We start from the raw sequence: 23088 nt of genomic DNA on the forward strand, positions 1-23088 counted from the left end.
GGGGAACACCATCGGTGTCGACACCGAGCAAACTTGCAGAAGTCCGAATGCAGCGACCAAAACAAGCCACTAGGATCACACTGATAGTCCGGGTACCAGCCCGGATGCCCCTGCTTGTCTCATTTCTTCAAAATAAGAGCCGCAGCCTTTTAAGCTGCTGCTCTGGTTATAGCTACGACGCGGGTTGAAGCCCGCGCCTTAGCCTCTACGTTTACAGCGGTACTGCATTTACAACAGCTGAATCACACGCCGCTCGAGAGCAACATGTTACGGATGTGACCGATGGCCTTAGTCGGGTTCAGGCCTTTCGGACATACGTTGACGCAGTTCATGATCCCGCGGCAGCGGAATACGCTGAACGGGTCATCCAGCGAAGCCAGACGCTCGGACGTCTTGGTGTCACGGCTGTCTGCCAGGAAGCGGTACGCTTGCAGCAGGGCAGCTGGACCCAGGAACTTGTCCGGGTTCCACCAGAAGGACGGGCAAGAGGTCGAGCAGCAAGCGCACAGGATGCACTCGTACAGACCGTCGAGCTTTTCACGCTCTTCTGGGGACTGCAGACGCTCGATGGCCGGAGCCGGCGTATCGTTCTGCAGGAATGGCTTAACCTTCTCGTATTGCTTGTAGAAGATGCTCATATCGACGACCAGGTCACGGATAACCGGCAAACCTGGCAGAGGGCGAACGATCAACTTGTTACCTTTTACAACAGCGGACAGCGGCGTGATGCACGCCAGGCCGTTCTTGCCGTTGATGTTCATGCCGTCGGAGCCACAAACGCCTTCACGGCAGGAGCGACGATAGGAGAAACCTTCGTCCTGCTCTTTGATCAGCGCGAGCACGTCCAGCACCATCAGGTCTTTACCACCGGTATCGACCTGGAATTCCTGCATGAACGGCGCGGCGTCCTGATCAGGGTTGTAGCGATAAACACTGACTTGCAACATGGCGGCCACCCTTAGTAAGTCCGAATCTTGGGTTCAAACGTCGGAACTGTCTTCGGCGAGAAGTTCACGGCACGCTTGGCAACGCGCTTCTCACCCGGGAAGAACAGGGTGTGGCACAGCCAGTTTTCGTCGTCACGGTCTTCGAAGTCTTCACGGGCGTGAGCACCGCGGGACTCTTTACGTACTTCGGCAGCGATGGCGGTAGCTTCAGCCACTTCCAGCAGGTTTTGCAGCTCAAGAGCCTCGATACGCGCAGTGTTGAACGCCTGCGACTTGTCGTTGATCTTGACGTTGGCGATGCGCTTGCGCAGATCGGCCAACTGGGCAATACCCTTCTGCATGTATTCGCCGGTACGGAATACACCGAAGTAGTTCTGCATGCAGTTTTGCAGCTCGCGACGCAGGGAAGCGACGTCTTCGCCATCGGTACGGCTGTTCAGTGCGTTGAGGCGCGCCAGAGCAGCTTCGATATCAGCTTCGGTGGCGTCGTCGTAGTCGATACCGTCGGTCAGCGCTTTTTCCAGGTGCAGACCGGCCGCACGACCGAAGACCACCAGGTCGAGCAACGAGTTGCCGCCCAGACGGTTGGCACCGTGAACCGATACGCACGCCACTTCACCCACTGCGAACAGGCCAGGGATGATGGTGTCGACGCCGTCGGCGTCCTGAGTGATCGCCTGGCCATGGATGTTGGTGGCAACGCCGCCCATCATATAGTGGCAGGTCGGAACAACCGGAACCGGAGCAACAACCGGGTCAACGTGAGCAAACGTTTTCGACAGTTCGCAGATACCTGGCAGACGGCTGTGCAGCACTTCCTCGCCCAGGTGGTCGAGCTTGAGCATTACGTGGTCGCCGTTCGGACCGCAACCGTTGCCGGCGATGATCTCTTTAACCATCGAACGGGCAACAACGTCACGACCGGCCAGGTCTTTCGCGTTCGGAGCATAACGCTCCATGAAACGCTCGCCGTGCTTGTTGATCAGGTATCCACCTTCACCACGGCAACCTTCAGTTACCAGTACACCGGCACCGGCGATCCCGGTCGGGTGGAACTGCCACATTTCGATGTCTTGTACCGGTACGCCTGCACGCAGAGCCATGCCGACGCCGTCACCGGTGTTGATCAGGGCGTTGGTGGTCGAAGCGTAGATACGACCTGCACCGCCGGTTGCCAGAACGGTTGCCTTGGCGCGGATGTAGGTGGTTTCGCCGGTTTCGATGCAGATCGCGATCACACCGACGAACTCGCCTTGCCCGTTTTTCACCAGGTCGACAGCGTAGTACTCGTTCAGGAACGTGGTGCCGGCTTTCAGGTTGCCCTGATAAAGCGTGTGCAGCAGCGCGTGACCGGTACGGTCGGAAGCGGCGCAAGTACGGGCAGCCTGCCCGCCTTTACCGTAGTCCTTCGACTGACCGCCGAACGGACGCTGGTAGATACGGCCGGTTTCGGTACGCGAGAACGGCAGACCCATGTGGTCGAGCTCGAAAACAGCGGCCGGGCCTTCCTGACACATGTATTCGATAGCGTCCTGGTCACCGATATAGTCGGAACCCTTGACGGTATCGTACATGTGCCAGCGCCAGTCATCGTTCGGGTCGGCCGACGCGATGGCGCAGGTGATGCCGCCCTGTGCCGACACAGTGTGCGAACGGGTCGGGAACACCTTGGTGATCACGGCAGTCTTGTGGCCGCCTTGCGCCAGTTGCAGCGCAGCGCGCATGCCGGCGCCGCCGCCACCAATAATGATGGCGTCGAAAGAAATCGTTGGAATGTTAGCCATGAATCAGATACCCCAGAGAATCTGCACACCCCAGACGAAGTAAGCGAACATCGCGACGCCGCATACTGCCTGGAAAAGGAAACGTACTGCAGTCGCGGACTTGCCCAGCGCCATTGGCGTCAGGTAGTCGGTCGCGATGGTCCACATACCGACCCAGGCGTGAGCGCCGAGGGCAACAAGGGCCAGCAGACTGAAGATACGCATCCCGTTGTGGGCGAACAGGCCATGCCACTGGTCGTAGCCAATGCCCGGGTTCGCTGCGAGGTATCCGATCAGGAAGATGAAATAAGCCGCGAGGACAACCGCAGACACACGCTGTGCCATCCAGTCATAGAGGCCCGAACGCGAAAGGTTCGTAACGCTGGTTACCATATCCAAACTCCTGCCAGAACGATCAACACCACGGAAACGGCGATGATAATTTTCGAGCCCAGGCGGCCGCCTTCCAGCGTCTCACCGATGCCCATGTCCATAATCAAGTGGCGCACACCGGCTACCAGGTGATACAGAAGAGCGGACAGGAGGCCCCATGCTACGAACTTGGCCAGAGGACTGGTCAAGGTTGCCTTCACGTCGGCAAAACCTTCCTCGGAACCCAGGGATTTGCCCAATGCATAAAGCATGAAGCCGAGGCCCAGGAAGAGGATGATGCCGGAAACACGGTGAAGAAACGACGTAACGCCGGTGATGGGGAGTTTGATGGTCCTTAGGTCTAGGTTTACAGGTCGTTGGCTTTTCACGGCTTTTTTTTCACACTGAAGAGCCCCTAACAATCAGGGCAAAGTTGTTGGGGAGTGCACTGGTCAGGTAACCACCACCCAGGGATGCGACCCCCAATGAAAGCAAGCCCAAAAGCCCTTGGCGGTCGGTCGCCGAGTATAGACAGTTAGGCTACTAATGACAACGCAAACACCTAGCCCTAATAGCTGATTGCACAACGCGTATAAAAGGCGTAAATGGCAGGCAATTTCGAGAAAAAAGTCGGGTTAAAGCCTTCTGGAGCAAGACTTTAGGCAAATTGACATTCGAATTTATCTCACTATAGTGGTGCGGGCCCTGCGTGGGGGGTCTGTCTGATGATTTCAAGCATAAATAGGAGGCCACATGGCTGACAAAAAAGCGCAGTTGATCATCGAGGGCGCAGCCCCCGTCGAGCTGCCCATTTTAACCGGCACCGTTGGTCCCGATGTTATCGATGTTCGGGGCTTGACGGCCACGGGCCGTTTCACCTTTGACCCTGGTTTCATGTCGACCGCCTCCTGCGAGTCGAAGATCACCTATATCGACGGCGACAACGGCATTCTGTTGCACCGCGGCTACCCGATCGAACAGCTGGCTGAAAAGTCGGACTACCTGGAAACCTGCTATCTGCTGCTCAACGGCGAATTGCCGACCGCAGAACAGAAGGCCCAGTTCGTCAGCACCGTCAAGAACCACACCATGGTTCACGAGCAGCTCAAGACCTTCTTCAACGGCTTCCGTCGCGATGCCCACCCGATGGCCGTCATGTGCGGCGTAGTCGGCGCCCTCTCGGCCTTCTACCACGACTCCCTGGACATCAATAACCCGCAGCATCGCGAAATCTCCGCGATCCGCCTGGTTGCCAAGATGCCGACCCTGGCAGCGATGGTTTACAAGTACTCCATGGGTCAACCCATGATGTACCCGCGCAACGACCTGTCGTACGCGGAAAACTTCCTGCACATGATGTTCAACACCCCGTGCGAGATCAAACCGATCAGCCCGGTGCTCGCCAAGGCCATGGACCGGATCTTCATCCTCCACGCCGACCACGAGCAGAACGCGTCGACTTCCACCGTGCGCCTGGCGGGCTCTTCGGGTGCCAACCCGTTCGCCTGTATCGCCGCGGGTATCGCTGCACTGTGGGGCCCTGCCCACGGCGGCGCCAACGAAGCCGTTCTGACCATGCTGGATGAAATCGGCGATGTCTCGAACATCGACAAGTTCATCGCCAAGGCCAAGGACAAGAACGATCCGTTCAAGCTGATGGGCTTCGGTCACCGCGTTTACAAAAACCGCGACCCACGCGCCACCGTCATGAAGCAGACCTGCGACGAAGTGTTGAAGGAACTGGGCATCCAGAACGATCCGCAACTCGAACTGGCCATGCGCCTGGAAGAGATCGCCCTGACCGACCCGTACTTCATCGAACGCTCCCTGTACCCGAACGTCGACTTCTACTCGGGGATCATCCTCAAGGCGATCGGCATTCCAACCAGCATGTTCACCGTGATCTTCGCCCTGGCGCGGACCGTCGGCTGGATCTCCCACTGGAAAGAAATGCTCTCCAGCCCGTACAAGATCGGCCGCCCGCGCCAGTTGTACACCGGCTACGAGTCGCGTGACATCACCAAGCTGGAAGACCGCAAGTAATACCTGCCTTGCGATAACGTCCTGGTTGTACCGAGAACGGCCTCTATATAGATAGAGGCCGTTTTTGTTTGTGCATTATTTGGTTGATGGATCTCCCCTGGCGTTCGGACCCTCTGTGGGAGCGAGCCCGCTCGCGAAGGCGCCAGATCAATCAACATTTATGCCGCATGACCCACCGCCTTCGCGAGCAGGCTCGCTCCCACAATGGGACCGGATCTATCCGTTAAGTACCGCCCAACCGTAACGCAACCATCGCGGCCAAGCCTTGCTCCGACAACAAATGCGCGATAACCGCCCACAAAAAATGCCCCGATCTCTCGACCGGGGCATTCTTTTTTAACGCAGCTTATATATAGATCGCTGAAGCCTTAGTGCGAAACCGCCCCACTCGCCCCCAGACCGGTCTGCGAGCGAACGAATTGCGGGAAGAACAGCGCCCGCTCATTGTCAGCCGCCGTCGACTTGTCGGTGATCGAGAAGAACCAGATCCCGATAAAGGCAATGATCATCGAGAACAGCGCCGGGTACTCATACGGGAAGATTGCCTTCTCGTGATGCAGGATCTGCACCCAGATGGTCGGGCCGAGCACCATCAGGCCCACAGCACTCACCAGGCCCATCCAGCCGCCAATCATCGCGCCGCGGGTGGTCAGCTTCTTCCAGTACATGGAAAGCAGCAGGACCGGGAAGTTGCAGCTCGCTGCGATGGAGAACGCCAAGCCCACCATGAACGCAATGTTCTGGCTTTCGAACAGGATGCCCAGCCCGATCGCCAGCACCGCCAGCGCGATCGTGGTGATTTTCGAAACGCGGATTTCATCCTTCTCGTTGGCCTTGCCCTTCTTGATCACGCTGGCATACAGGTCGTGAGACACCGCCGACGCACCGGCCAGGGTCAAACCGGCAACCACTGCCAGAATCGTCGCGAACGCCACTGCCGAAATGAAGCCCAGGAAAATACTGCCACCGACCGCATTGGCCAGGTGCACCGCCGCCATGTTGTTACCGCCCAGCAACGCGCCAGCAGCATCTTTAAAGGCCGGGTTGGTGCTGACCAGCAGGATTGCGCCGAAGCCGATGATGAAGGTCAGGATGTAGAAGTAGCCAATGAAGCCGGTCGCGTACAGCACGCTTTTACGAGCTTCTTTCGCGTCACTCACGGTGAAGAAGCGCATCAGGATATGTGGCAGGCCAGCGGTACCGAACATCAGTGCCAGACCGAGGGAGAACGCCGAGATCGGATCTTTCACCAGGCCGCCCGGGCTCATGATCGCTTCAGCCTTCGGGTGAACCTTGATGGCTTCGGAGAACAGTGTGTTGAAGTCGAAGTTGACGTGCTTCATCACCATCAGCGCCATGAAAGAAGCGCCGGACAGCAGCAGGACCGCCTTGATGATCTGCACCCAAGTGGTCGCCAGCATGCCGCCGAACAGCACGTAGAGGCACATCAGAATACCGACCAGGATCACCGCAACGTGGTAGTCGAGACCGAACAGCAGCTGGATCAGCTTACCGGCGCCCACCATTTGCGCGATCAGGTAGAACGCCACCACCACCAGCGAACCGCAAGCGGACAGCGAACGGATCTGGGTTTGCCCCAGGCGGTATGACGCCACGTCGGCAAAGGTGTATTTACCCAGGTTACGCAGGCGCTCGGCGATCAGGAACAGAATGATCGGCCAGCCCACCAGGAAGCCGATCGAATAGATCAGGCCATCGTAGCCGGAGGTGAACACCAGCGCGGAAATACCCAGGAAGGACGCCGCGGACATGTAGTCACCGGCAATCGCGAGACCGTTCTGGAAACCGGTGATCTTGCCGCCCGCCGCATAGTAGTCGGCTGCCGACTTGTTGCGCTTGGAGGCCCAGTAGGTAATGCAAAGGGTTGCACCGACGAACACCACGAACATCAGGATCGCGGCGACGTTGAGCGGTTGTTTGTGTACTTCGCCGGTCAGGGCATCAGCGGCCCAGGCGCCAGGTGCAAAGGCTGCGATGCTCAAAAGAGCCATTAGACGCCGGATCATTGCTGAGCCTCCTTGAGAATCGCATTGTTCAGGTCGTCGAATTCGCCGTTGGCACGTCGTACGTAAATACCGGTCAGGACGAAGGCCGAAACAATCAGCCCGACACCGATCGGTATGCCCCAGGTAATCGAAGACCCGGGGCTGATTTTCGCCCCCAGCACTTGCGGCCCGTAAGCAATAAGAAGGATGAATCCGGAGTAAAGCCCTAGCATGATCGCGGAAAGAATCCAGGCGAATCGTTCCCTCTTGCTAACCAGCTCCTTGAAGCGCGGGCTGTTTTGAATCGAGAGGTAAATGCTGTCGTTCATTGTTTTTATCCTCGCAGCACAGATTGAGTTGGAACGGTATCCACTCTATGCGGCTACGGGGTAGGTTCCAGACGACCTTAGTCTTAGAACCACATGGCGTTTTCGCCAATTTCAAGCATGTACAAAATAAATGTGGGAGCGAGCCTGCTCGCGATGGCTTTGTGTCAGCCGACATCTCTGTCAACTGGCAGGCCGCTTTCGCGAGCAGGCTCGCTCCCACAGGGAAAAGCGAGGTGACTGTTATTTAGTCCAGGCGGCTACACGCTCAGGGTGTTTGGCAACCCAATCCTTCGCCGCGGCGTCAGGCTTGGCACCGTCCTGAATGGCCAGCATGACCTGACCGATTTCGTCCTTGGATTCCCACTGGAAGTTTTTCAGGAACTTGGCCACTTCCGGTGCTTTGGCCTCCAGGCCTTTGCTGCCGATGCTGTTCACGGTTTCAGCCGCGCCGTACACGCCTTTCGGGTCTTCGAGGAAGCGCAGTTTCCACTTGGCGAACATCCAGTGCGGCACCCAACCGGTCACTGCGATGGATTCGTTTTTCTTCTCGGCACGGGTCAGCTCGGCGATCATGCCGGCACCGGAACTGGCCTTGAGTTGATAACCGGTCAGGTCGTAATCCTTGATGGCTTGATCGGTCTTGAGCATCACGCCTGAACCGGCGTCGATGCCAACGATGCGATCCTTGAAGCTGTCGTCGGTTTTCAGGTCCTCGATGGTCTTGGCTTTAACGTACTCCGGCACGATCAGGCCGATTTTCGCGTCCTTGAAGTTCGGCCCGTAATCGACGACCTGATCCTTGTTCTTCGTCCAGTATTCGCCGTGGGTCACTGGCAGCCAGGCCGACAGCATGGCGTCGAGTTTGCCGGTGGCCACGCCTTGCCACATGATCCCGGTAGCGACTGCTTGCAGCTTCACGTCGTAACCGAGTTTCTGTCTGATCACTTCTGCGGCCACGTTGGTCGTGGCGACGCTGTCCGACCAGCCGTCGACATAACCGATGGTCACTTCCTTGCCGGCGGCACTGGCCACGGTAGAACTGATCGCCAGCACCAAAGCGGCACCTGCGCCCAAGAGTCGTCGCATCTTCATCGTTACTTCCCCGAAAGTGCTGCGCTCGACGGATGCCGAGTCGCTTAAACGTATTGTTATGGTGCACAGCGCCCCCATCACGCCTCACCGCAAACTCTTTCGATCATCAGTGCGATTTATCAACGAGGGTACTGACGCCTTCGATAATCAACCTGACGCACATCGCGACCTGCTCTGCCAGCGACCTCAAGGCATCGAGAAACGACATCAGAACGCCATTAAACTGTTGTTCAACAACGGCACTGGCCGATCCGCCCGAACTTTGCATGTCAAAATCATGCGGGCCCCCAAGCACGGTGCAAATGCAGGTAACATGCGCCGCTTTGCTCCCAGACGGCCTGACCATGCCCGCGACATCCCGCTTTCCTTTTTTGGCTTATCTATTTTCCTGTCTGCTGGGGCTTTTTGCCCTTGGCGGCTTTTGGTATGGCATTGGCAAACCGGTGATCCTGCCGGACGCGGCCAGCGCGACGCACAAGCTGCAATGCGCCTCCTACACCCCGTTCGACAAGGACCAGTCTCCCTTCGATGTGCCGTTCAATTTGCGCCCCGAGCGCATGGACGCCGACCTCGCGCTGCTGGCCAAAAGCTTCGAATGCATCCGCACCTACTCCATGACCGGCCTCGGAGCCCTGCCCGATCTGGCACGCAAGCACGGGTTGAAGCTGATGATCGGCGCCTGGGTCAACAGCAATCCGGTAGACACCGAGAAAGAAGTCGACCTGCTGATCGCCTCGGCCAATGCCAACGCGGACGTGGTGAGCGCGGTGATCGTCGGCAACGAAACCCTGCTGCGCAAGGAAGTCACCGGCGCCCAGTTGGCCAGGCTGATCAACAAGGTCAAAAGCCAGGTCAAACAGCCCGTCACTTATGCCGACGTCTGGGAGTTCTGGCTCAAGCACCCGGAAATCGCGCCGGCTGTGGATTTCCTGACCATCCACTTGCTGCCGTACTGGGAGGATGATCCTTCGAACATCGACGCGGCCCTGCAACATGTGGCCGAAGTACGCCAGGTGTTCGGCAACAAGTTCGCGCCCAAGGACGTGATGATTGGCGAAACCGGCTGGCCGAGTGAAGGCCGCCAGCGCGAAACCGCCCTGCCTAGCCGGGTCAACGAAGCCAAATTCATTCGTGGTTTTGTCACCATGGCCGAGCAGCACGGCTGGCACTACAACCTGATCGAAGCTTTCGACCAACCGTGGAAACGCGCCAATGAAGGTGCTGTCGGGGGTTACTGGGGATTGTTCGATGCAGATCGCCAGGACAAGGGCGTGCTGGCCGGCCCCGTGTCCAACGTACCTTATTGGTCGCAGTGGCTGATGGTGGGCGCTTTGATCTTCCTCGGCACGCTGATCCTCGGCGGTCGTGTGCGCAGCACCCGAGCAGCGCTGGTTCTGCCGTTGCTGGGAGCACTGGCGGCTTGCTCGATTGGCGCCTGGGGCGATCTGGCACGGGTTACAACCCGCTTTACCAGCGAATGGTTGTGGGTCGCGTTGTTGACGGCGCTGAACCTGTTGGTACTGGCTCATGCCGCACTGACATTGAGCCCTCGCAACGGATGGCGTGGACGAGCCTTCAATGCCCTCGAACGTCGATCAGGCTGGTTGTTGGCGGTGGCAGGGTTTGCCGCGGCGGTGACGATGCTGGAGCTGGTGTTCGACCCGCGCTATCGCAGCTTCCCGAGTGTGGCGTTCATCGTGCCGGCGCTGGTCTACCTGTGCCGCCCGGTGAGCGTGCCACGCCGGGAAATCGCCCTGCTGACCTTCATCATCGGCGCGGGCATTGCGCCGCAGTTGTTTCGTGAAGGTTTGGAGAACCAGCAGGCCTGGGGCTGGGCGCTGGTGAGTGTGTTGATGGCGGCGGCGTTGTGGCGTTGCTTGCGGGTTCGCAAAACCTGATTTTCAGTGCGCCCGCCGGCCCCTTCGCGAGCAGGCCCGCTCCCACAATAGATCTGCAGTGAGCACAGAAACTGTGCAGGACGCAGATCAAATGTGAGAGCGAGCCTGCTCGCGAAGACGGGCGATCAGGCGCTACGGGTAGCCCTGACCAACCGCAACCCCGCAATCACCACCGCAAACACCGCCAACGTCGTGTTGTACAACGCCAGCGCCGGGAACCCGAGCACCAACGCCAGCACCGCCAGCCACCACCCTGCCCGCCCTGGCAGCACAAAGCCGATCACCGCCGTTGCCAACGCAGCCCAGCCCAAAACCGCAAAGTGAATCAACAGACCCAGGTTCGAACGGACCTGACATTCCCAGCGGTTCGCCTCATCCACGCAGATGCCCACCCACTGCGCATCTTCCATGAAGCCATAACGCGCGCCATAACTGGCGGCCAGCCATAACGGCAGCAAAACAAGCAGCAGAATCACCGGCAGACGACGGGACATGAAGCACTCCAATTAAGCGAAAACGGCGGCCAGCTTAATCGCCCGGCCACCTTAAGCAAGCGCTAACAACAGTTAACTGGCCATCCAAACGCTGCAAAGTGTATCGTCCAGCTACTATTACTTTCGAGTTCAGGCCAGTTTGGTGCCGATGCGTGGCACTTTGGCGCAAATCCAGTGGTCATAGCCTGCGAACTTCATTCGGCACCATCCTCTAAGGGATCCAGTCATGCTCCGTTCCTTGCGCTTCGCCGCCCTGTTTGGCGGCCTTATCTTGAGTGCGTCCGCGCTGGCGCGGGATATCGACGCCGCCAGTTATGGCTATCCGCTGACCAACCCGTTCGAGGCAACCATCGCCACGACGCCGCCGGATTTGCGCCCGGAATTGCCGCTGGACGATGACATCAATCAATCGGATCGCAGCGTCACGTTGCGGCCTGAGCGTCAATTCGACTTGCCCGACAACTTCTGGCCGGTGAAAAAACTCACCTATCGCATCGCCACCCAGGATAAAGCCGCACCGCTGATTTTCCTGATCGCCGGCACCGGTGCGCGCTATGACAGTAACTTGAACGAATACCTGAAAAAGCTTTACTACAAGGCCGGCTATCACGTGGTGCAGTTGTCATCGCCCACCAGCTTTGACTTCATGAGCGCCGCTTCGCGCTTTGCCACCCCCGGCATCACCAAGGACGACGCCGAAGACATGTACCGTGTGATGCAGGCGGTGCGGGCGCAAAATCCGAAACTGCCGGTCACCGACTACTACCTGACGGGCTACAGCCTCGGCGCACTGGATGCGGCATTCGTGGCGCACCTGGACGAAACCCGCCGCAGCTTCAATTTCAAGAAAGTGCTGCTGCTCAATCCTCCGGTCAATCTCTACACCTCGATCACCAACCTGGACAAGCTTGTACAAACGGAAGTCAAGGGCATCACCAATACGACCACCTTCTATGAGCTGGTGCTGAACAAACTGACCCGTTACTTCCAGCAGAAAGGCTACATCGACCTCAACGATGCGCTGCTCTACGACTTCCAGCAGTCCAAGCAGCACCTGAGCAACGAACAGATGGCCATGCTCATCGGCACCTCGTTCCGTTTCTCCGCCGCCGACATCGCCTTCACTTCGGACCTGATCAACCGCCGCGGCCTCATCACTCCACCGAAAACGCCTATCACCGAAGGCACCAGCCTCACGCCCTACCTCAAGCGTGCGTTGCAGTGCGACTTCGACTGCTACATCACCGAACAGGTGATCCCGATGTGGCGCGCCCGCACCGACGGCGGCAGCCTGCTGCAACTGATCGACCAGGTGAGTTTGTATGCGCTGAAGGACTACCTGCACGACAGCCCGAAAATCGCCGTCATGCACAACGCCGACGATGTGATCCTCGGCCCCGGGGACCTCGGTTTCCTGCGCAGGACGTTTGGCGATCGCCTGACCGTTTACCCGCTGGGCGGCCACTGCGGCAACCTTAACTACCGCGTCAACAGCGACGCCATGCTGGAGTTCTTCCGTGGCTAAATACCTCCTGCTTATCGCCGCGCTACTCTGTGCAACCGCCGCCAATGCCGACAACAGCAAAGCCAACGCCCCCGTGGTCGTCGACAGCGACGGCTTCAAGGAGCCACTGAGCAAACTCAAGTTCAACCCGGGGCTGGATCAGCGCGAGTTCGAACGCTCGACCCTCAGCGCACTGAACGTCTACGACCCGCTGGAACAGTGGAACCGCCGCGTTTACCACTTCAATTACCGCTTCGACCAATGGGTGTTCCTGCCAGTGGTCAATGGCTACCGTTACGTCACCCCGAGCTTCTTGCGCACGGGTGTCAGCAACTTCTTCAACAACCTGGGCGACGTGCCGAACCTGTTGAACAGCCTGCTGCAATTCAAGGGCCAGCGCTCGATGGAAATTACCGGGCGCCTGTTGCTCAACACCACCATCGGCATCGCCGGCCTGTGGGACCCGGCCACCGCCATGGGCCTGCCGCGCCAGAAGGAAGACTTCGGACAGACCCTGGGTTTCTATGGTGTTCCAGGGGGCGCCTACTTCGTATTGCCGATCCTCGGCCCGTCGAACCTGCGTGACACGGGCGGTCTGATCGTCGATTTCAGCGCCGAGTCGGCCATCAACTTCCTCAACGTTGCCAATGTCAGCGAAAACCATCCGGAAATCTGGATCCTGCGCGGCGTCGACAAGCGCTACCAAACCAGCTTCCGCTATGGCCAACTGAACTCGCCGTTCGAGTACGAGAAGGTGCGCTACGTCTACACCGAGTCGCGCAAGTTGCAGATTGCCGAGTAATTCCGGCGACCACAAACCACTGTGGGAGTGAGCCTGCTCGCGATGAGGTCATGTCAGTCACCATCAAGGTTGTCTGACACACCGCCATCGCGAGCAGGCTCGCTCCCACATTTGGACAGAGCCAGGTTTTAGCCCTTGAGCGCTTTCCAGATTTTGCTGACAGCCATCACCCCGACCAGCACCACCGCACCCGCCACAATCCCCGCCACCCCGTTAAGCAACGTCGGCACGATAAACCCGGCACCGCCCGCCCCTGCGCTGACACTTTCGATCCAGTGATGCACCACCGGCACACCGTGGGTCAGGATCCCGCCACCCACCAGGAACATCGCCGCCGTGCCGATCACTGACAAGCTTTTCATCAGATACGGTGCCGCACGCAAAATCCCGCCACCGATGCTCTTGGCCATCTGCCCGGGCTTCTGAGTCAGCCATAGCCCCAGATCATCGAGCTTGACGATGCCTGCCACCAACCCGTAAACGCCGACGGTCATGACGATGGCGATGCCCGACAGCACGACGACTTGCTGGGTCAGCGCAGCATCGGCCACGACGCCGAGAGTGATGGCGATGATTTCCGCCGAGAGAATGAAGTCAGTGCGGATCGCGCCCTTGATCTTGTCCTTTTCAAAAGCCACCAGATCCACCGCCGGGTCCGCCACCGCCTCGACGAGTTCGGCATGCTCAGCCTGATCCTCGGCCTTGCTGTGCAGAAACTTGTGGGCGAGCTTCTCGAACCCTTCGAAGCACAAATAAGCGCCTCCGACCATCAACAATGGCGTGACCAACCACGGAATGAATGCGCTGATGGCCAACGCCGACGGCACCAGGATCAGCTTGTTGATGAACGAACCCTTGGCAACCGCCCAGACCACCGGAATTTCCCGCTCGGCACGCACGCCGCTGACCTGCTGGGCATTGAGCGCCAGATCGTCGCCCAGCACTCCGGCGGTCTTCTTGGCGGCCATTTTGGTCATCAACGCCACATCGTCCAGCACAGCGGCAATGTCGTCGATCAGCACCAGCAAACTGCTTCCTGCCATGAATCGGGTTTCCTTCTTGAATGAATGGCGTGCAGCATAGCGCGGCCGGGCGCGGCACGGAGCATTCTTGAGCGCCGCCGGAGGCCGGTGCTACCATGCGCAACCGCCAGTACAGGCAAGGAACCACCTGGTTTATGAGCACAATCCGCGAGCGCAACAAACAACTGATCCTGCGTGCCGCCAGTGAAGAATTTGCCGACAAGGGCTTCGCTGCAACCAAAACCAGCGACATCGCCGCCAAGGCGGGATTGCCCAAGCCCAACGTCTACTACTACTTCAAATCCAAGGAAAACCTCTACCGCGAGGTCCTGGAAAGCATCATCGAGCCAATCCTGCAGGCCTCGACACCGTTCAACCCCGACGGCGTACCCAGCGAAGTTCTGAGTGGCTACATCCGCTCGAAAATCCGTATTTCCCGTGACCTGCCGTTTGCCTCCAAGGTGTTTGCCAGCGAAATCATGCATGGCGCCCCTCACCTGAGCGCCGATCTGGTCGAACAGCTGAATGGCCAGGCCAGGCACAACATCGATTGCATCCAGACCTGGATCGACCGCGGCCAGATCGCCCCCATCGACCCCAACCACCTGATGTTCAGCATCTGGGCCGCCACCCAGACCTACGCCGACTTCGACTGGCAAATCACCGCCATCACCGGCAAGGCCAGACTGGATGAAGTGGACTATGAAGCGGCGGCGCAGACGATCATCCGGCTGGTGCTCAAGGGGTGTGAGCCGGATTGATAGACCGAGTTGCCCCCATCGCTGGCTTGCCAGCGATGGGGGCAATTCGGTCCAAAGTTGTTAAAGCCAAACCGCATCCCACAATGGATAATCGCCAAGCTTCTCCACCAAACCCGCCCGCAATGGATTGGCCACCACATACCGAGCCAATTTCACCAGATCTTCCTCTCGTCGCAGCGCCCGGTCGTGATAGCCCTGCTGCCATAGAGGCCCGCTCCTGCCCCTGCAATGGTTCACTTCTCGAGTAATCAGGGACTTGGTCTCGCGCATCAGTCTGCGCAAGGAACAGTTTTCCAGCTCGACGAGCCAGTGAAAATGATCAGGCATGACTACCCAGGCCAAAGAGTTCGCCAGCCCAAGATTTTGCGCCCGGCGAAATTGACCAACAACCAATCTGCCCAAAGCGAAATCCGCAAAGATCGGCTCGCGATGAAGAGTGTTGGTGGTCAGTAGATAGATTCGGTTGGGTTCGGCATAGCGGCCGGTTCGCAGACGATGTGATGCGGGTAAATTGGGCATTCCTTTGCCTCTCTCATGATGAATTCATGAAAAGGCTAGCCCCGGAAATTCTGAGCAGTGATACACACTTATAGCTGGATGTGTCTGGCAGATAGCAATCGCTGGCAAGCCAGCTCCCACAGGGTCTGTTGGTGTCCGCCGAATATGTGAACACCCCAGTCCTTGTGGGAGCTGGTTTACCAGCGATGACATTAGTTCAGGCGATTGAGATCAAGCCACAACCCCCGCATCCGCCCTCAACCCCAACGCCTCGATCGCATTGATCGCGCACTGCTCATCAACATCCGACAGATCCCCGCTGATCCCCACCGCCCCCAGCACGTTCCCACCCTGATCGCGAATGAGCACACCACCCGGTGCTGGCACGACGCTGCCCTGCCCCAGGCTGTTTAACGCGGCGATGAAGGCCGGGCGTTGTTGTGCGTCCAGGGCCAACAGGCGCGAGCCTTTGCCCAGCGCGATGGCGCCCCAGGCCTTGCCGATGGCGACCTGCGGGCGCAGCAGGCTGGCGCCGTCTTCACGTTGCAGGGTGATCAGATGCCCACCGGCATCCAGCACTGCGATGGTCAAGGGCGCCGCGGAAATCGCGCGCCCTGCGGTGATGGCCTCGTTGACCAGGTTGACTGCGACTTTCAAGGTTAAAGCGCTCATGGTGCCGTCCTCATTTTGTTTTTCGGAAAGCCGGTGGACTGCTCTTTGTGCCGCAGTCCGATGCAACAAATAGAACACAATGAATTATTTTTTTGTATACAATAATTATCGAAAAGCGCCACATGCGACGAAAAGCCACAGTAGATCGGGCTTCCGACGAATGAAACAACCGCTTGAGAAAATGGATTGACCTGCGCCGTCCGCCGTGAATACACTCTGCGCAAAGCCACTTGTATACAATTACAAAACGTAAAGAGGCACAAAACCATGAGCAAAATGAGAGCAATCGAAGCCGCCGTTCTGGTGATGCGCCGTGAAGGGGTTGATACCGCTTTTGGCATCCCGGGTGCTGCCATCAACCCGCTGTACTCCGCCCTGCAAAAGGTCGGCGGCATCGATCACGTCCTCGCTCGCCATGTTGAAGGCGCGTCGCACATGGCCGAGGGCTACACCCGCACCAAGGCCGGTAATATCGGCGTGTGCATCGGCACCTCCGGTCCTGCCGGTACCGACATGGTCACCGGCCTGTACAGCGCCTCGGCCGACTCGATCCCGATCCTTTGCATCACGGGGCAAGCACCCCGCGCTCGCATGCACAAGGAAGACTTCCAGGCCGTCGACATCACCAGCATCGTCAAGCCGGTGACCAAATGGGCGACCACTGTTCTGGAACCGGGCCAAGTGCCTTACGCGTTCCAGAAAGCGTTCTATGAAATGCGCTCCGGCCGTCCAGGCCCGGTGCTGATCGACCTGCCGTTCGACGTGCAGATGGCCGAAATCGAGTTCGACATCGACGCTTATCAGCCACTGCCACTGGCCAAGCCGAGCGCGACCCGCGTTCAGGTGGAAAAAGCCCTGGCCATGCTGGATGAGGCCGAGCGTCCGTTGCTGGTAGCCGGTGGTGGCATCATCAATGCCGACGCCAGTGACCTGCTGGTGGAATTCGCCGAGCTGACCGGCATCCCGGTCATTCCGACCCTGATGGGCTGGGGCACCATTCCTGACGATCACCCGCTGATGGTGGGCATGGTCGGCTTGCAGACTTCGCACCGCTACGGCAACGCGACCTTGCTCAAATCCGACGTGGTACTGGGTGTCGGTAACCGTTGGGCCAACCGCCACACCGGTTCGGTCGACGTCTACACCGAAGGCCGCAAGTTCATTCACGTTGATATCGAACCGACCCAGATCGGCCGCGTGTTCACCCCGGACCTGGGCATCGTTTCCGACGCCGCTGCCGCGCTGACCGTGTTCATCGAAGTCGCTCGTGAATGGCAAGCCGCCGGCAAACTGAAAAACCGTAGCGCCTGGCTGCAAGACTGCCAGCAGCGCAAGGCCAGCCTGCAGCGCAAGACCCACTTCGACAACGTGCCGGTCAAGCCGCAGCGGGTTTACGAAGAGATGAACCAGGTGTTCGGCAAGGACACTTGCTACGTCAGTACCATCGGTCTGTCGCAGATTGCCGGCGCGCAGTTCCTGCACGTCTACAAGCCGCGTCACTGGATCAACTGCGGCCAGGCCGGTCCGTTGGGCTGGACCATTCCGGCGGCGCTGGGTGTGGTCAAGGCCGACCCGACCCGCAAGGTTGTCGCACTGTCGGGCGACTATGACTTCCAGTTCATGATCGAAGAGTTGGCGGTGGGCGCGCAGTTCAAGCTGCCGTACATTCATGTGGTGGTGAACAACTCGTACCTGGGTCTGATCCGTCAGGCACAGCGCGGTTTCGAGATGGATTACTGCGTGCAGCTGTCCTTCGATAACCTGAACGCGCCGGAACTCAACGGTTATGGCGTCGATCACGTCGCGGTTGCCGAAGGCCTGGGCTGCAAGGCACTGCGTGTGTTCGAACCGTCTGAAATCGCCCCTGCCCTGCGCAAGGCCGAACAGATGATCGAGGAGTTCAAGGTTCCGGTGATCGTCGAAATTATCCTGGAGCGCGTGACCAACATTTCCATGGGCACCGAGATCAACGCCGTCAACGAATTCGAAGACCTGGCGCTGGTCGGCAACGACGCACCGACTGCGATTTCCTTGCTCGACTAACTGCACATTGCCCCCATTGTGGGAGCGAGCCTGCTCGCGAAAAGGCCGGCACATTCAGCATTGATGTTGCCTGGCACACCGCTTTCGCGAGCAGGCTCGCTCCCACAGAGGGCTTCACCGATTTACAGGAGACCACCATGCCGCGTTTCGCAGCCAACCTGTCCATGCTGTTCACCGAACAGGACTTTCTTGCCCGTTTCGAAGCGGCCGCCAAGGCCGGCTTCAGTGGTGTCGAATACCTGTTCCCCTACGATTTCAGCTCCGCCGAAATCAAAGCCAAGCTCGACGCCAACGGCCTGACCCAAGTGCTGTTCAACCTGCCGGCCGGTGACTGGGGCAAGGGTGAGCGCGGTATCGCCTGCCTGCCGGACCGGGTCGAAGAATTTCGTGCCGGTGTCGATCTGGCGATCGCTTACGCGCAAGTGCTGGGCAACACCCAGGTCAACTGCCTGGCCGGCATCCGCCCGCAAGGCGTCGACGATGCCATCGTGGAAAAAACCTTCATTGCCAACCTCAAGTACGCGGCCGACAAGCTGCAAGCGGCGGGTATCAAACTGGTGATGGAAGCGATCAACACCCGCGACATCCCGGGCTTCTACCTGAACAACACCGCGCAAGCCCTGTCGATTCGCGAACAGGTCGGCAGCGCCAACCTGTTCCTGCAATACGACATCTATCACATGCAAATCATGGAAGGCGACCTGGCCCGCACCATGGCCGCGCACCTGGGCGAGATCAACCACATCCAGTTGGCCGACAACCCTGGGCGCAACGAACCGGGCACCGGTGAAATCAACTACCGCTTCCTGTTCGAACACCTGGACCGTATCGGTTATCAGGGCTGGGTCGGTTGCGAATACAAGCCGCTGACCACCACCGAAGCAGGCCTGGGCTGGCTCAAAACCCATAACGCGATCTGAACGAACAATACAAAACCCTGTGGGAGCGGGCTTGCCCGCGATGGCGGCAGCACACAAAACAAATATGTTGCCTGACCCACCGCCATCGCTGGCAAGCCAGCTCCCACAATGAATCTGCTGAGTCTCTAAGACTGCATTGCAGCATCAGAATAAAAAGAGGATTTTCTCATGGCTAAAATCGGATTTATCGGCACCGGCATCATGGGCCACCCAATGGCGGCGAACCTGCAGAAAGCCGGTCACAGCCTGTTCCTGTCCGCGCACCACGACGCTGCGCCTGCCGACCTGATCGCCGCTGGCGCCGTCGCCCTGGCGAACCCGAAAGAAGTCGCGCAAGAAGCCGAATTCATCATCGTCATGGTCCCGGATACCCCGCAGGTCGATGACGTGCTGTTCCGCGCCGATGGCGTTGCCGCCGGCGTCAGTAAAGGCAAGGTCGTGATTGACATGAGCTCGATCTCGCCCACCGCCACCAAGGCCTTCGCCGCAAAAATCAACGAAAAAGGTGCGCAGTACCTTGACGCGCCGGTGTCCGGCGGTGAAGTCGGTGCCAAGGCCGCAACCCTGAGCATCATGGTCGGTGGCGATGCCGATGCCTTCGAACGCGCCCTGCCGCTGTTCCAGGCCATGGGCAAGAACATCACCCTGGTCGGTGGCAATGGCGACGGTCAGACCGCGAAAGTGGCGAACCAGATCATCGTTGCGCTGAACATCCAGGCCGTGGCCGAAGCCCTGCTGTTCGCTTCGAAGAACGGTGCCGATCCCGCCAAGGTGCGTGAAGCGCTGATGGGCGGTTTCGCTTCCTCGAAGATCCTCGAAGTACACGGCGAGCGCATGATCAAGGGCACCTTCGATCCGGGCTTCCGCATCAGCCTGCACCAGAAGGACCTGAACCTGGCCCTGCAAGGCGCCAAGGAGTTGAACATCAACCTGCCGAACACCGCCAACACCCAGCAAGTGTTCAGCACCTGTGCGGCCATCGGCGGCAGCAACTGGGACCATTCGGCGCTGATCAAGGGCCTGGAGCACATGGCGAACTTCTCGATTCGCGATAAGAAGTAAGTCCCTGCCCTCGCCCCTGTGGGAGCAAGGCTTGCCCGCGATTGCATCGCCTCGGTGCAGCAGAAACACCGCAGCGTCTGCATCGCGGGCAAGCCTTGCTCCCACAGGGGCTATGCAAGCCTCGACATCCCAATAACAAGAATTCCGGGAGCCCGCCATGTCGGTCGATCCGCAACAATTCCTGCGCGAGCTGTTCGCCACAGCCATCGACGCGGCCCATCCGCAGCAAGTCCTCGAAGCCCATCTGCCTACCGATCGCAGCGGTCGGGTGATCGTCATCGGCGCCGGCAAGGCCGCGGCCGCCATGGCCCAGGTGGTCGAGCGTTGCTGGCAGGGTGAAGTGTCCGGTCTGGTGGTCACGCGCTACGGTCACGGCGCCCCCTGCGAAAAAATCGAAGTGGTCGAAGCCGCGCACCCAGTCCCCGATGCAGCCGGTCAAGCCGTCGCCAAACGGGTGTTCGAACTGGTCAGCAACTTGAGCGAAACCGACCGCGTGATCTTTCTGCTGTCCGGTGGCGGCTCGGCATTGCTGGCGTTGCCCGCAGTCGGCATCACCCTGGCCGACAAGCAGTCGATCAACAAAGCCCTGCTCAAATCCGGCGCCACCATCGGTGAGATGAACTGCGTGCGCAAGCACCTCTCGGCGATCAAGGGTGGGCGCCTGGGCAAGGCCTGCTGGCCTGCCACCGTGTACACCTACGCGATTTCCGATGTACCGGGCGACCTCGCCACGGTCATCGCCTCCGGCCCCACCGTGGCCGACCCGAGCACTTCGGCCGAAGCGCTGGCGATTCTCAAGCGCTACCACATCGACGTACCCGCCTCCGTGCGCACCTGGTTGCAAAACCCGGAATCGGAAACCGTCAAACCCGGTGACCCGAGCCTGGCTCGCAGTCACTTCCAGTTGATCGCACGTCCGCAGCAATCCCTTGAAGCAGCGGCCGTGAAATGCCGTCAGGCCGGATTCAGCCCGCTGATTCTCGGCGACCTGGAAGGCGAATCCCGCGAAGTGGCGAAAGTCCACGCCGGCATCGCCCGTCAGGTGGTGCAGCACGGTCAGCCGTTGGCGGCGCCTTGCGTGATTCTCTCCGGCGGTGAAACCACGGTCACCGTGCGCGGCAATGGCCGGGGCGGACGCAATGCCGAGTTCCTGCTGAGCCTGACCGACAGCCTCAAGGGCCTGCCCGGCGTCTATGCGCTGGCCGGCGACACCGATGGCATCGACGGCTCCGAAGACAACGCCGGCGCCATCATGACCCCGGACAGCTACGCCCGTGCCGCCGCCCTCGGCTTGAGCGCCAGCGACGAGTTGGACAATAACAATGGCTACGGCTATTTCGAGGCGCTGGATGCACTGATCGTCACCGAGCCGACCCGCACCAACGTCAACGACTTCCGCGCCATCCTGATTCTCGAGAGCCCTAAATATGACGCCTGACAAAAAGGTCAAAATCCTCGCCACCCTGGGTCCGGCTATCAACGGTATCGACAACATCCGTGAGCTGGTGCAGGCCGGGGTCAATATCTTTCGCCTGAACTTCAGCCACGGCGATCACGCCGATCACGCCCAGCGCTATCAATGGATCCGTGAAGTCGAGCGCCAGTTGAATTATCCGCTGGGCATTCTGATGGACCTGCAAGGTCCGAAGCTGCGGGTTGGCAGGTTTGCCGAGGGCAAGGTGCAACTGGTCCGCGGTCAAGCCCTGCGCCTGGACCTGGATGTCACGCCGGGCGATGAACGCCGGGTCAACCTGCCGCATCCGGAGATCATTGCAGCGCTGGAGCCGGGCATGGACCTGCTGCTGGACGACGGCAAGTTGCGACTGAGGGTGGTCACCAAATACGCCGACGCCATCGACACCACGGTGCTCAACGGCGGCGAGCTGTCGGACCGTAAAGGGGTGAACGTGCCGCAAGCGGTGCTCGACCTGAGCCCGCTGACCGCCAAGGATCGCCGCGACCTGAACTTCGGTCTGGAACTGGGGGTGGACTGGGTGGCGCTGTCGTTCGTGCAGCGCCCGGACGACATCCGCGAAGCCCGTACACTGATCGGCGACAAAGCCTTTTTGATGGCCAAGATAGAGAAGCCGTCGGCCGTCGAACAACTGCGGGAAATCGCCGAGTTGAGCGACGCAATCATGGTCGCCCGCGGCGATCTGGGCGTGGAGGTGCCGGCCGAAAGCGTGCCGCAGATTCAGAAGAACATCATCAGCACCTGCCGCCAGCTCGGCAAACCGGTGGTGGTGGCGACGCAGATGCTGGAATCGATGCGCTTCTCTCCGGCGCCCACTCGCGCCGAAGTCACCGATGTGGCCAACGCCGTGGCCGAAGGGGCGGATGCGGTGATGCTGTCGGCGGAAACCGCATCCGGCGAATACCCGCTCGAAGCCGTGCAGATGATGAGCAAGATCATCCGTCAGGTGGAAAACGGTCCGGACTATCAGGCCCAGCTCGACGTCAGCCGGCCGAAAGCCGAAGCCACGGTGTCCGATGCGATCAGTTGCGCGATCCGCCGCATCAGCAACGTGCTGCCGGTGGCGGTGCTGGTGAACTACAGCGAATCCGGCACCTCGAGTTTGCGGGCGGCGCGGGAACGGCCGACGGTGCCGATCCTCAACCTGACGCCCAATCTGCAAACCGCGCGTCGCTTGACCGTGGCCTGGGGCGTGCATTCGGTGGTCAATGATCGGCTGCGCCAAGTGGATGAGGTGTGCTCGACAGCGCTGGAGATTGCCCAGGCCCAGGGCATGGCGCAGCGTGGCGACACGTTATTGATCACGGCGGGTGTGCCCTTTGGGCAGCCGGGGTCGACTAACTCCTTGCGAATCGAGACGTTGATCTAGAGCGCACATACCGGCCT

At 59.5% G+C, this 23088-nt stretch carries 22 protein-coding genes; 10 read left to right on the forward strand and 12 right to left on the reverse strand.

Annotated elements, in window-relative coordinates; all coding sequences use genetic code 11:
* Nucleotides 1-242: 242 nt before the first annotated feature.
* Genes LAB08_RS22570 through sdhC form a run of 4 tightly spaced genes read right to left on the reverse strand, consistent with a single transcriptional unit; the run spans nucleotide 243 to nucleotide 3471 of the window.
* Nucleotides 243-947 (reverse strand): succinate dehydrogenase iron-sulfur subunit, encoded by a 705-nt coding sequence (locus LAB08_RS22570; RefSeq protein WP_007959035.1) that lies wholly within the window; start codon nucleotides 945-947, stop codon nucleotides 243-245.
* An 11-nt stretch (nucleotides 948-958) separates the two neighbouring features.
* The gene (gene sdhA, locus LAB08_RS22575) at nucleotides 959-2731 is read right to left on the reverse strand and encodes a succinate dehydrogenase flavoprotein subunit (RefSeq protein WP_096509634.1); all 1773 of its coding nucleotides are present in this window, start codon (nucleotides 2729-2731) and stop codon (nucleotides 959-961) included.
* Nucleotides 2732-2734: 3 nt separating this feature from the next.
* Complete coding sequence (gene sdhD, locus LAB08_RS22580) at nucleotides 2735-3103, reverse strand: succinate dehydrogenase, hydrophobic membrane anchor protein (protein ID WP_007977503.1); 369 nt, start codon at nucleotides 3101-3103, stop codon at nucleotides 2735-2737.
* Nucleotides 3097-3471, reverse strand: a complete 375-nt coding sequence (sdhC, locus tag LAB08_RS22585) for a succinate dehydrogenase, cytochrome b556 subunit (protein WP_033052382.1) — start codon at nucleotides 3469-3471, stop codon at nucleotides 3097-3099. Before sdhC ends, sdhD begins: the two co-directional genes overlap by 7 nt.
* A 364-nt stretch (nucleotides 3472-3835) precedes the next feature.
* On the opposite strand from sdhC, the gene gltA reads away from it, so the two are divergent.
* Nucleotides 3836-5125 (forward strand): citrate synthase, encoded by a 1290-nt coding sequence (gene gltA, locus LAB08_RS22590; RefSeq protein WP_007977501.1) that lies wholly within the window; start codon nucleotides 3836-3838, stop codon nucleotides 5123-5125.
* A 368-nt stretch (nucleotides 5126-5493) separates the two neighbouring features.
* On the opposite strand, the gene LAB08_RS22595 is transcribed toward gltA, so the two are convergent.
* From LAB08_RS22595 to LAB08_RS22610, 4 genes are all read right to left on the reverse strand, one after another.
* A complete protein-coding gene (locus LAB08_RS22595) occupies nucleotides 5494-7152 on the reverse strand; it encodes a cation acetate symporter (protein WP_096509633.1) in 1659 nt (552 codons plus the stop codon).
* Nucleotides 7149-7460, reverse strand: a complete 312-nt coding sequence (locus LAB08_RS22600) for a DUF485 domain-containing protein (RefSeq protein ID WP_096509632.1) — start codon at nucleotides 7458-7460, stop codon at nucleotides 7149-7151. Before LAB08_RS22600 ends, LAB08_RS22595 begins: the two co-directional genes overlap by 4 nt.
* A 240-nt stretch (nucleotides 7461-7700) precedes the next feature.
* Complete coding sequence (locus tag LAB08_RS22605) at nucleotides 7701-8552, reverse strand: glycine betaine ABC transporter substrate-binding protein (protein WP_096509631.1); 852 nt, start codon at nucleotides 8550-8552, stop codon at nucleotides 7701-7703.
* Between the two features lie 106 nt (nucleotides 8553-8658).
* Nucleotides 8659-8820: a hypothetical protein gene (locus LAB08_RS22610; RefSeq protein ID WP_254007487.1), complete on the reverse strand. Its 162-nt coding sequence runs from the start codon at nucleotides 8818-8820 to the stop codon at nucleotides 8659-8661.
* A 34-nt stretch (nucleotides 8821-8854) separates the two neighbouring features.
* Between LAB08_RS22610 and LAB08_RS22615 the strand changes: the two genes are divergently transcribed.
* Entirely contained in the window at nucleotides 8855-10450 is a 1596-nt protein-coding gene (locus LAB08_RS22615; protein WP_096509630.1) for a glycoside hydrolase family 17 protein, read from the forward strand.
* 125 nt (nucleotides 10451-10575) lie between these two features.
* Here LAB08_RS22615 and LAB08_RS22620 read toward each other — a convergent pair whose 3' ends face one another.
* Nucleotides 10576-10944, reverse strand: a complete 369-nt coding sequence (locus LAB08_RS22620) for a hypothetical protein (RefSeq protein WP_096509629.1) — start codon at nucleotides 10942-10944, stop codon at nucleotides 10576-10578.
* A gap of 226 nt (nucleotides 10945-11170) precedes the next feature.
* On the opposite strand from LAB08_RS22620, the gene LAB08_RS22625 reads away from it, so the two are divergent.
* The gene (locus tag LAB08_RS22625) at nucleotides 11171-12469 is read left to right on the forward strand and encodes a serine/threonine protein kinase (RefSeq protein WP_096509628.1); all 1299 of its coding nucleotides are present in this window, start codon (nucleotides 11171-11173) and stop codon (nucleotides 12467-12469) included.
* Nucleotides 12462-13250 (forward strand): MlaA family lipoprotein, encoded by a 789-nt coding sequence (locus tag LAB08_RS22630; protein WP_096509627.1) that lies wholly within the window; start codon nucleotides 12462-12464, stop codon nucleotides 13248-13250. Before LAB08_RS22625 ends, LAB08_RS22630 begins: the two co-directional genes overlap by 8 nt.
* 128 nt (nucleotides 13251-13378) lie before the next feature.
* Here the strand turns inward: LAB08_RS22630 and LAB08_RS22635 are convergent, their stop codons facing one another.
* A complete protein-coding gene (locus LAB08_RS22635; RefSeq protein ID WP_096509626.1) occupies nucleotides 13379-14293 on the reverse strand; it encodes a DUF808 domain-containing protein in 915 nt (304 codons plus the stop codon).
* 134 nt (nucleotides 14294-14427) lie between these two features.
* Here LAB08_RS22635 and LAB08_RS22640 point away from each other — a divergent pair, with 134 nt between their 5' ends.
* Entirely contained in the window at nucleotides 14428-15033 is a 606-nt protein-coding gene (locus tag LAB08_RS22640) for a TetR/AcrR family transcriptional regulator (RefSeq protein WP_096509625.1), read from the forward strand.
* A gap of 60 nt (nucleotides 15034-15093) precedes the next feature.
* Here the strand turns inward: LAB08_RS22640 and LAB08_RS22645 are convergent, their stop codons facing one another.
* Nucleotides 15094-15552: an REP-associated tyrosine transposase gene (locus tag LAB08_RS22645; protein ID WP_096509624.1), complete on the reverse strand. Its 459-nt coding sequence runs from the start codon at nucleotides 15550-15552 to the stop codon at nucleotides 15094-15096.
* 210 nt (nucleotides 15553-15762) lie between these two features.
* Nucleotides 15763-16203 carry a GlcG/HbpS family heme-binding protein gene (locus LAB08_RS22650; protein ID WP_096509623.1) on the reverse strand — a complete coding sequence of 147 codons (441 nt, stop codon included), beginning with the start codon at nucleotides 16201-16203 and terminating at the stop codon, nucleotides 15763-15765.
* Nucleotides 16204-16470: 267 nt separating this feature from the next.
* On the opposite strand from LAB08_RS22650, the gene gcl reads away from it, so the two are divergent.
* The 5 genes from gcl (at nucleotide 16471) to pyk (ending at nucleotide 23071) form a co-directional block, all read left to right on the forward strand.
* On the forward strand, nucleotides 16471-18246 hold the full coding sequence (gene gcl, locus LAB08_RS22655; RefSeq protein ID WP_096509622.1) for a glyoxylate carboligase: 1776 nt from the start codon (nucleotides 16471-16473) through the stop codon (nucleotides 18244-18246).
* Between the two features lie 137 nt (nucleotides 18247-18383).
* Nucleotides 18384-19166 (forward strand): hydroxypyruvate isomerase, encoded by a 783-nt coding sequence (gene hyi, locus LAB08_RS22660; protein WP_096509620.1) that lies wholly within the window; start codon nucleotides 18384-18386, stop codon nucleotides 19164-19166.
* A 168-nt stretch (nucleotides 19167-19334) separates the two neighbouring features.
* Complete coding sequence (locus tag LAB08_RS22665; protein ID WP_096509619.1) at nucleotides 19335-20228, forward strand: 2-hydroxy-3-oxopropionate reductase; 894 nt, start codon at nucleotides 19335-19337, stop codon at nucleotides 20226-20228.
* Between the two features lie 157 nt (nucleotides 20229-20385).
* Nucleotides 20386-21666, forward strand: coding sequence for a glycerate kinase type-2 family protein (locus LAB08_RS22670; RefSeq protein ID WP_096509618.1), 1281 nt, complete (start codon nucleotides 20386-20388; stop codon nucleotides 21664-21666).
* Nucleotides 21656-23071 carry a pyruvate kinase gene (gene pyk / locus LAB08_RS22675; protein ID WP_096509617.1) on the forward strand — a complete coding sequence of 472 codons (1416 nt, stop codon included), beginning with the start codon at nucleotides 21656-21658 and terminating at the stop codon, nucleotides 23069-23071. Before LAB08_RS22670 ends, pyk begins: the two co-directional genes overlap by 11 nt.
* Nucleotides 23072-23088 lie beyond the last annotated feature (17 nt).

Source organism: Pseudomonas izuensis (genome assembly GCF_002356535.2).
GTDB lineage: Bacteria > Pseudomonadota > Gammaproteobacteria > Pseudomonadales > Pseudomonadaceae > Aquipseudomonas > Aquipseudomonas izuensis.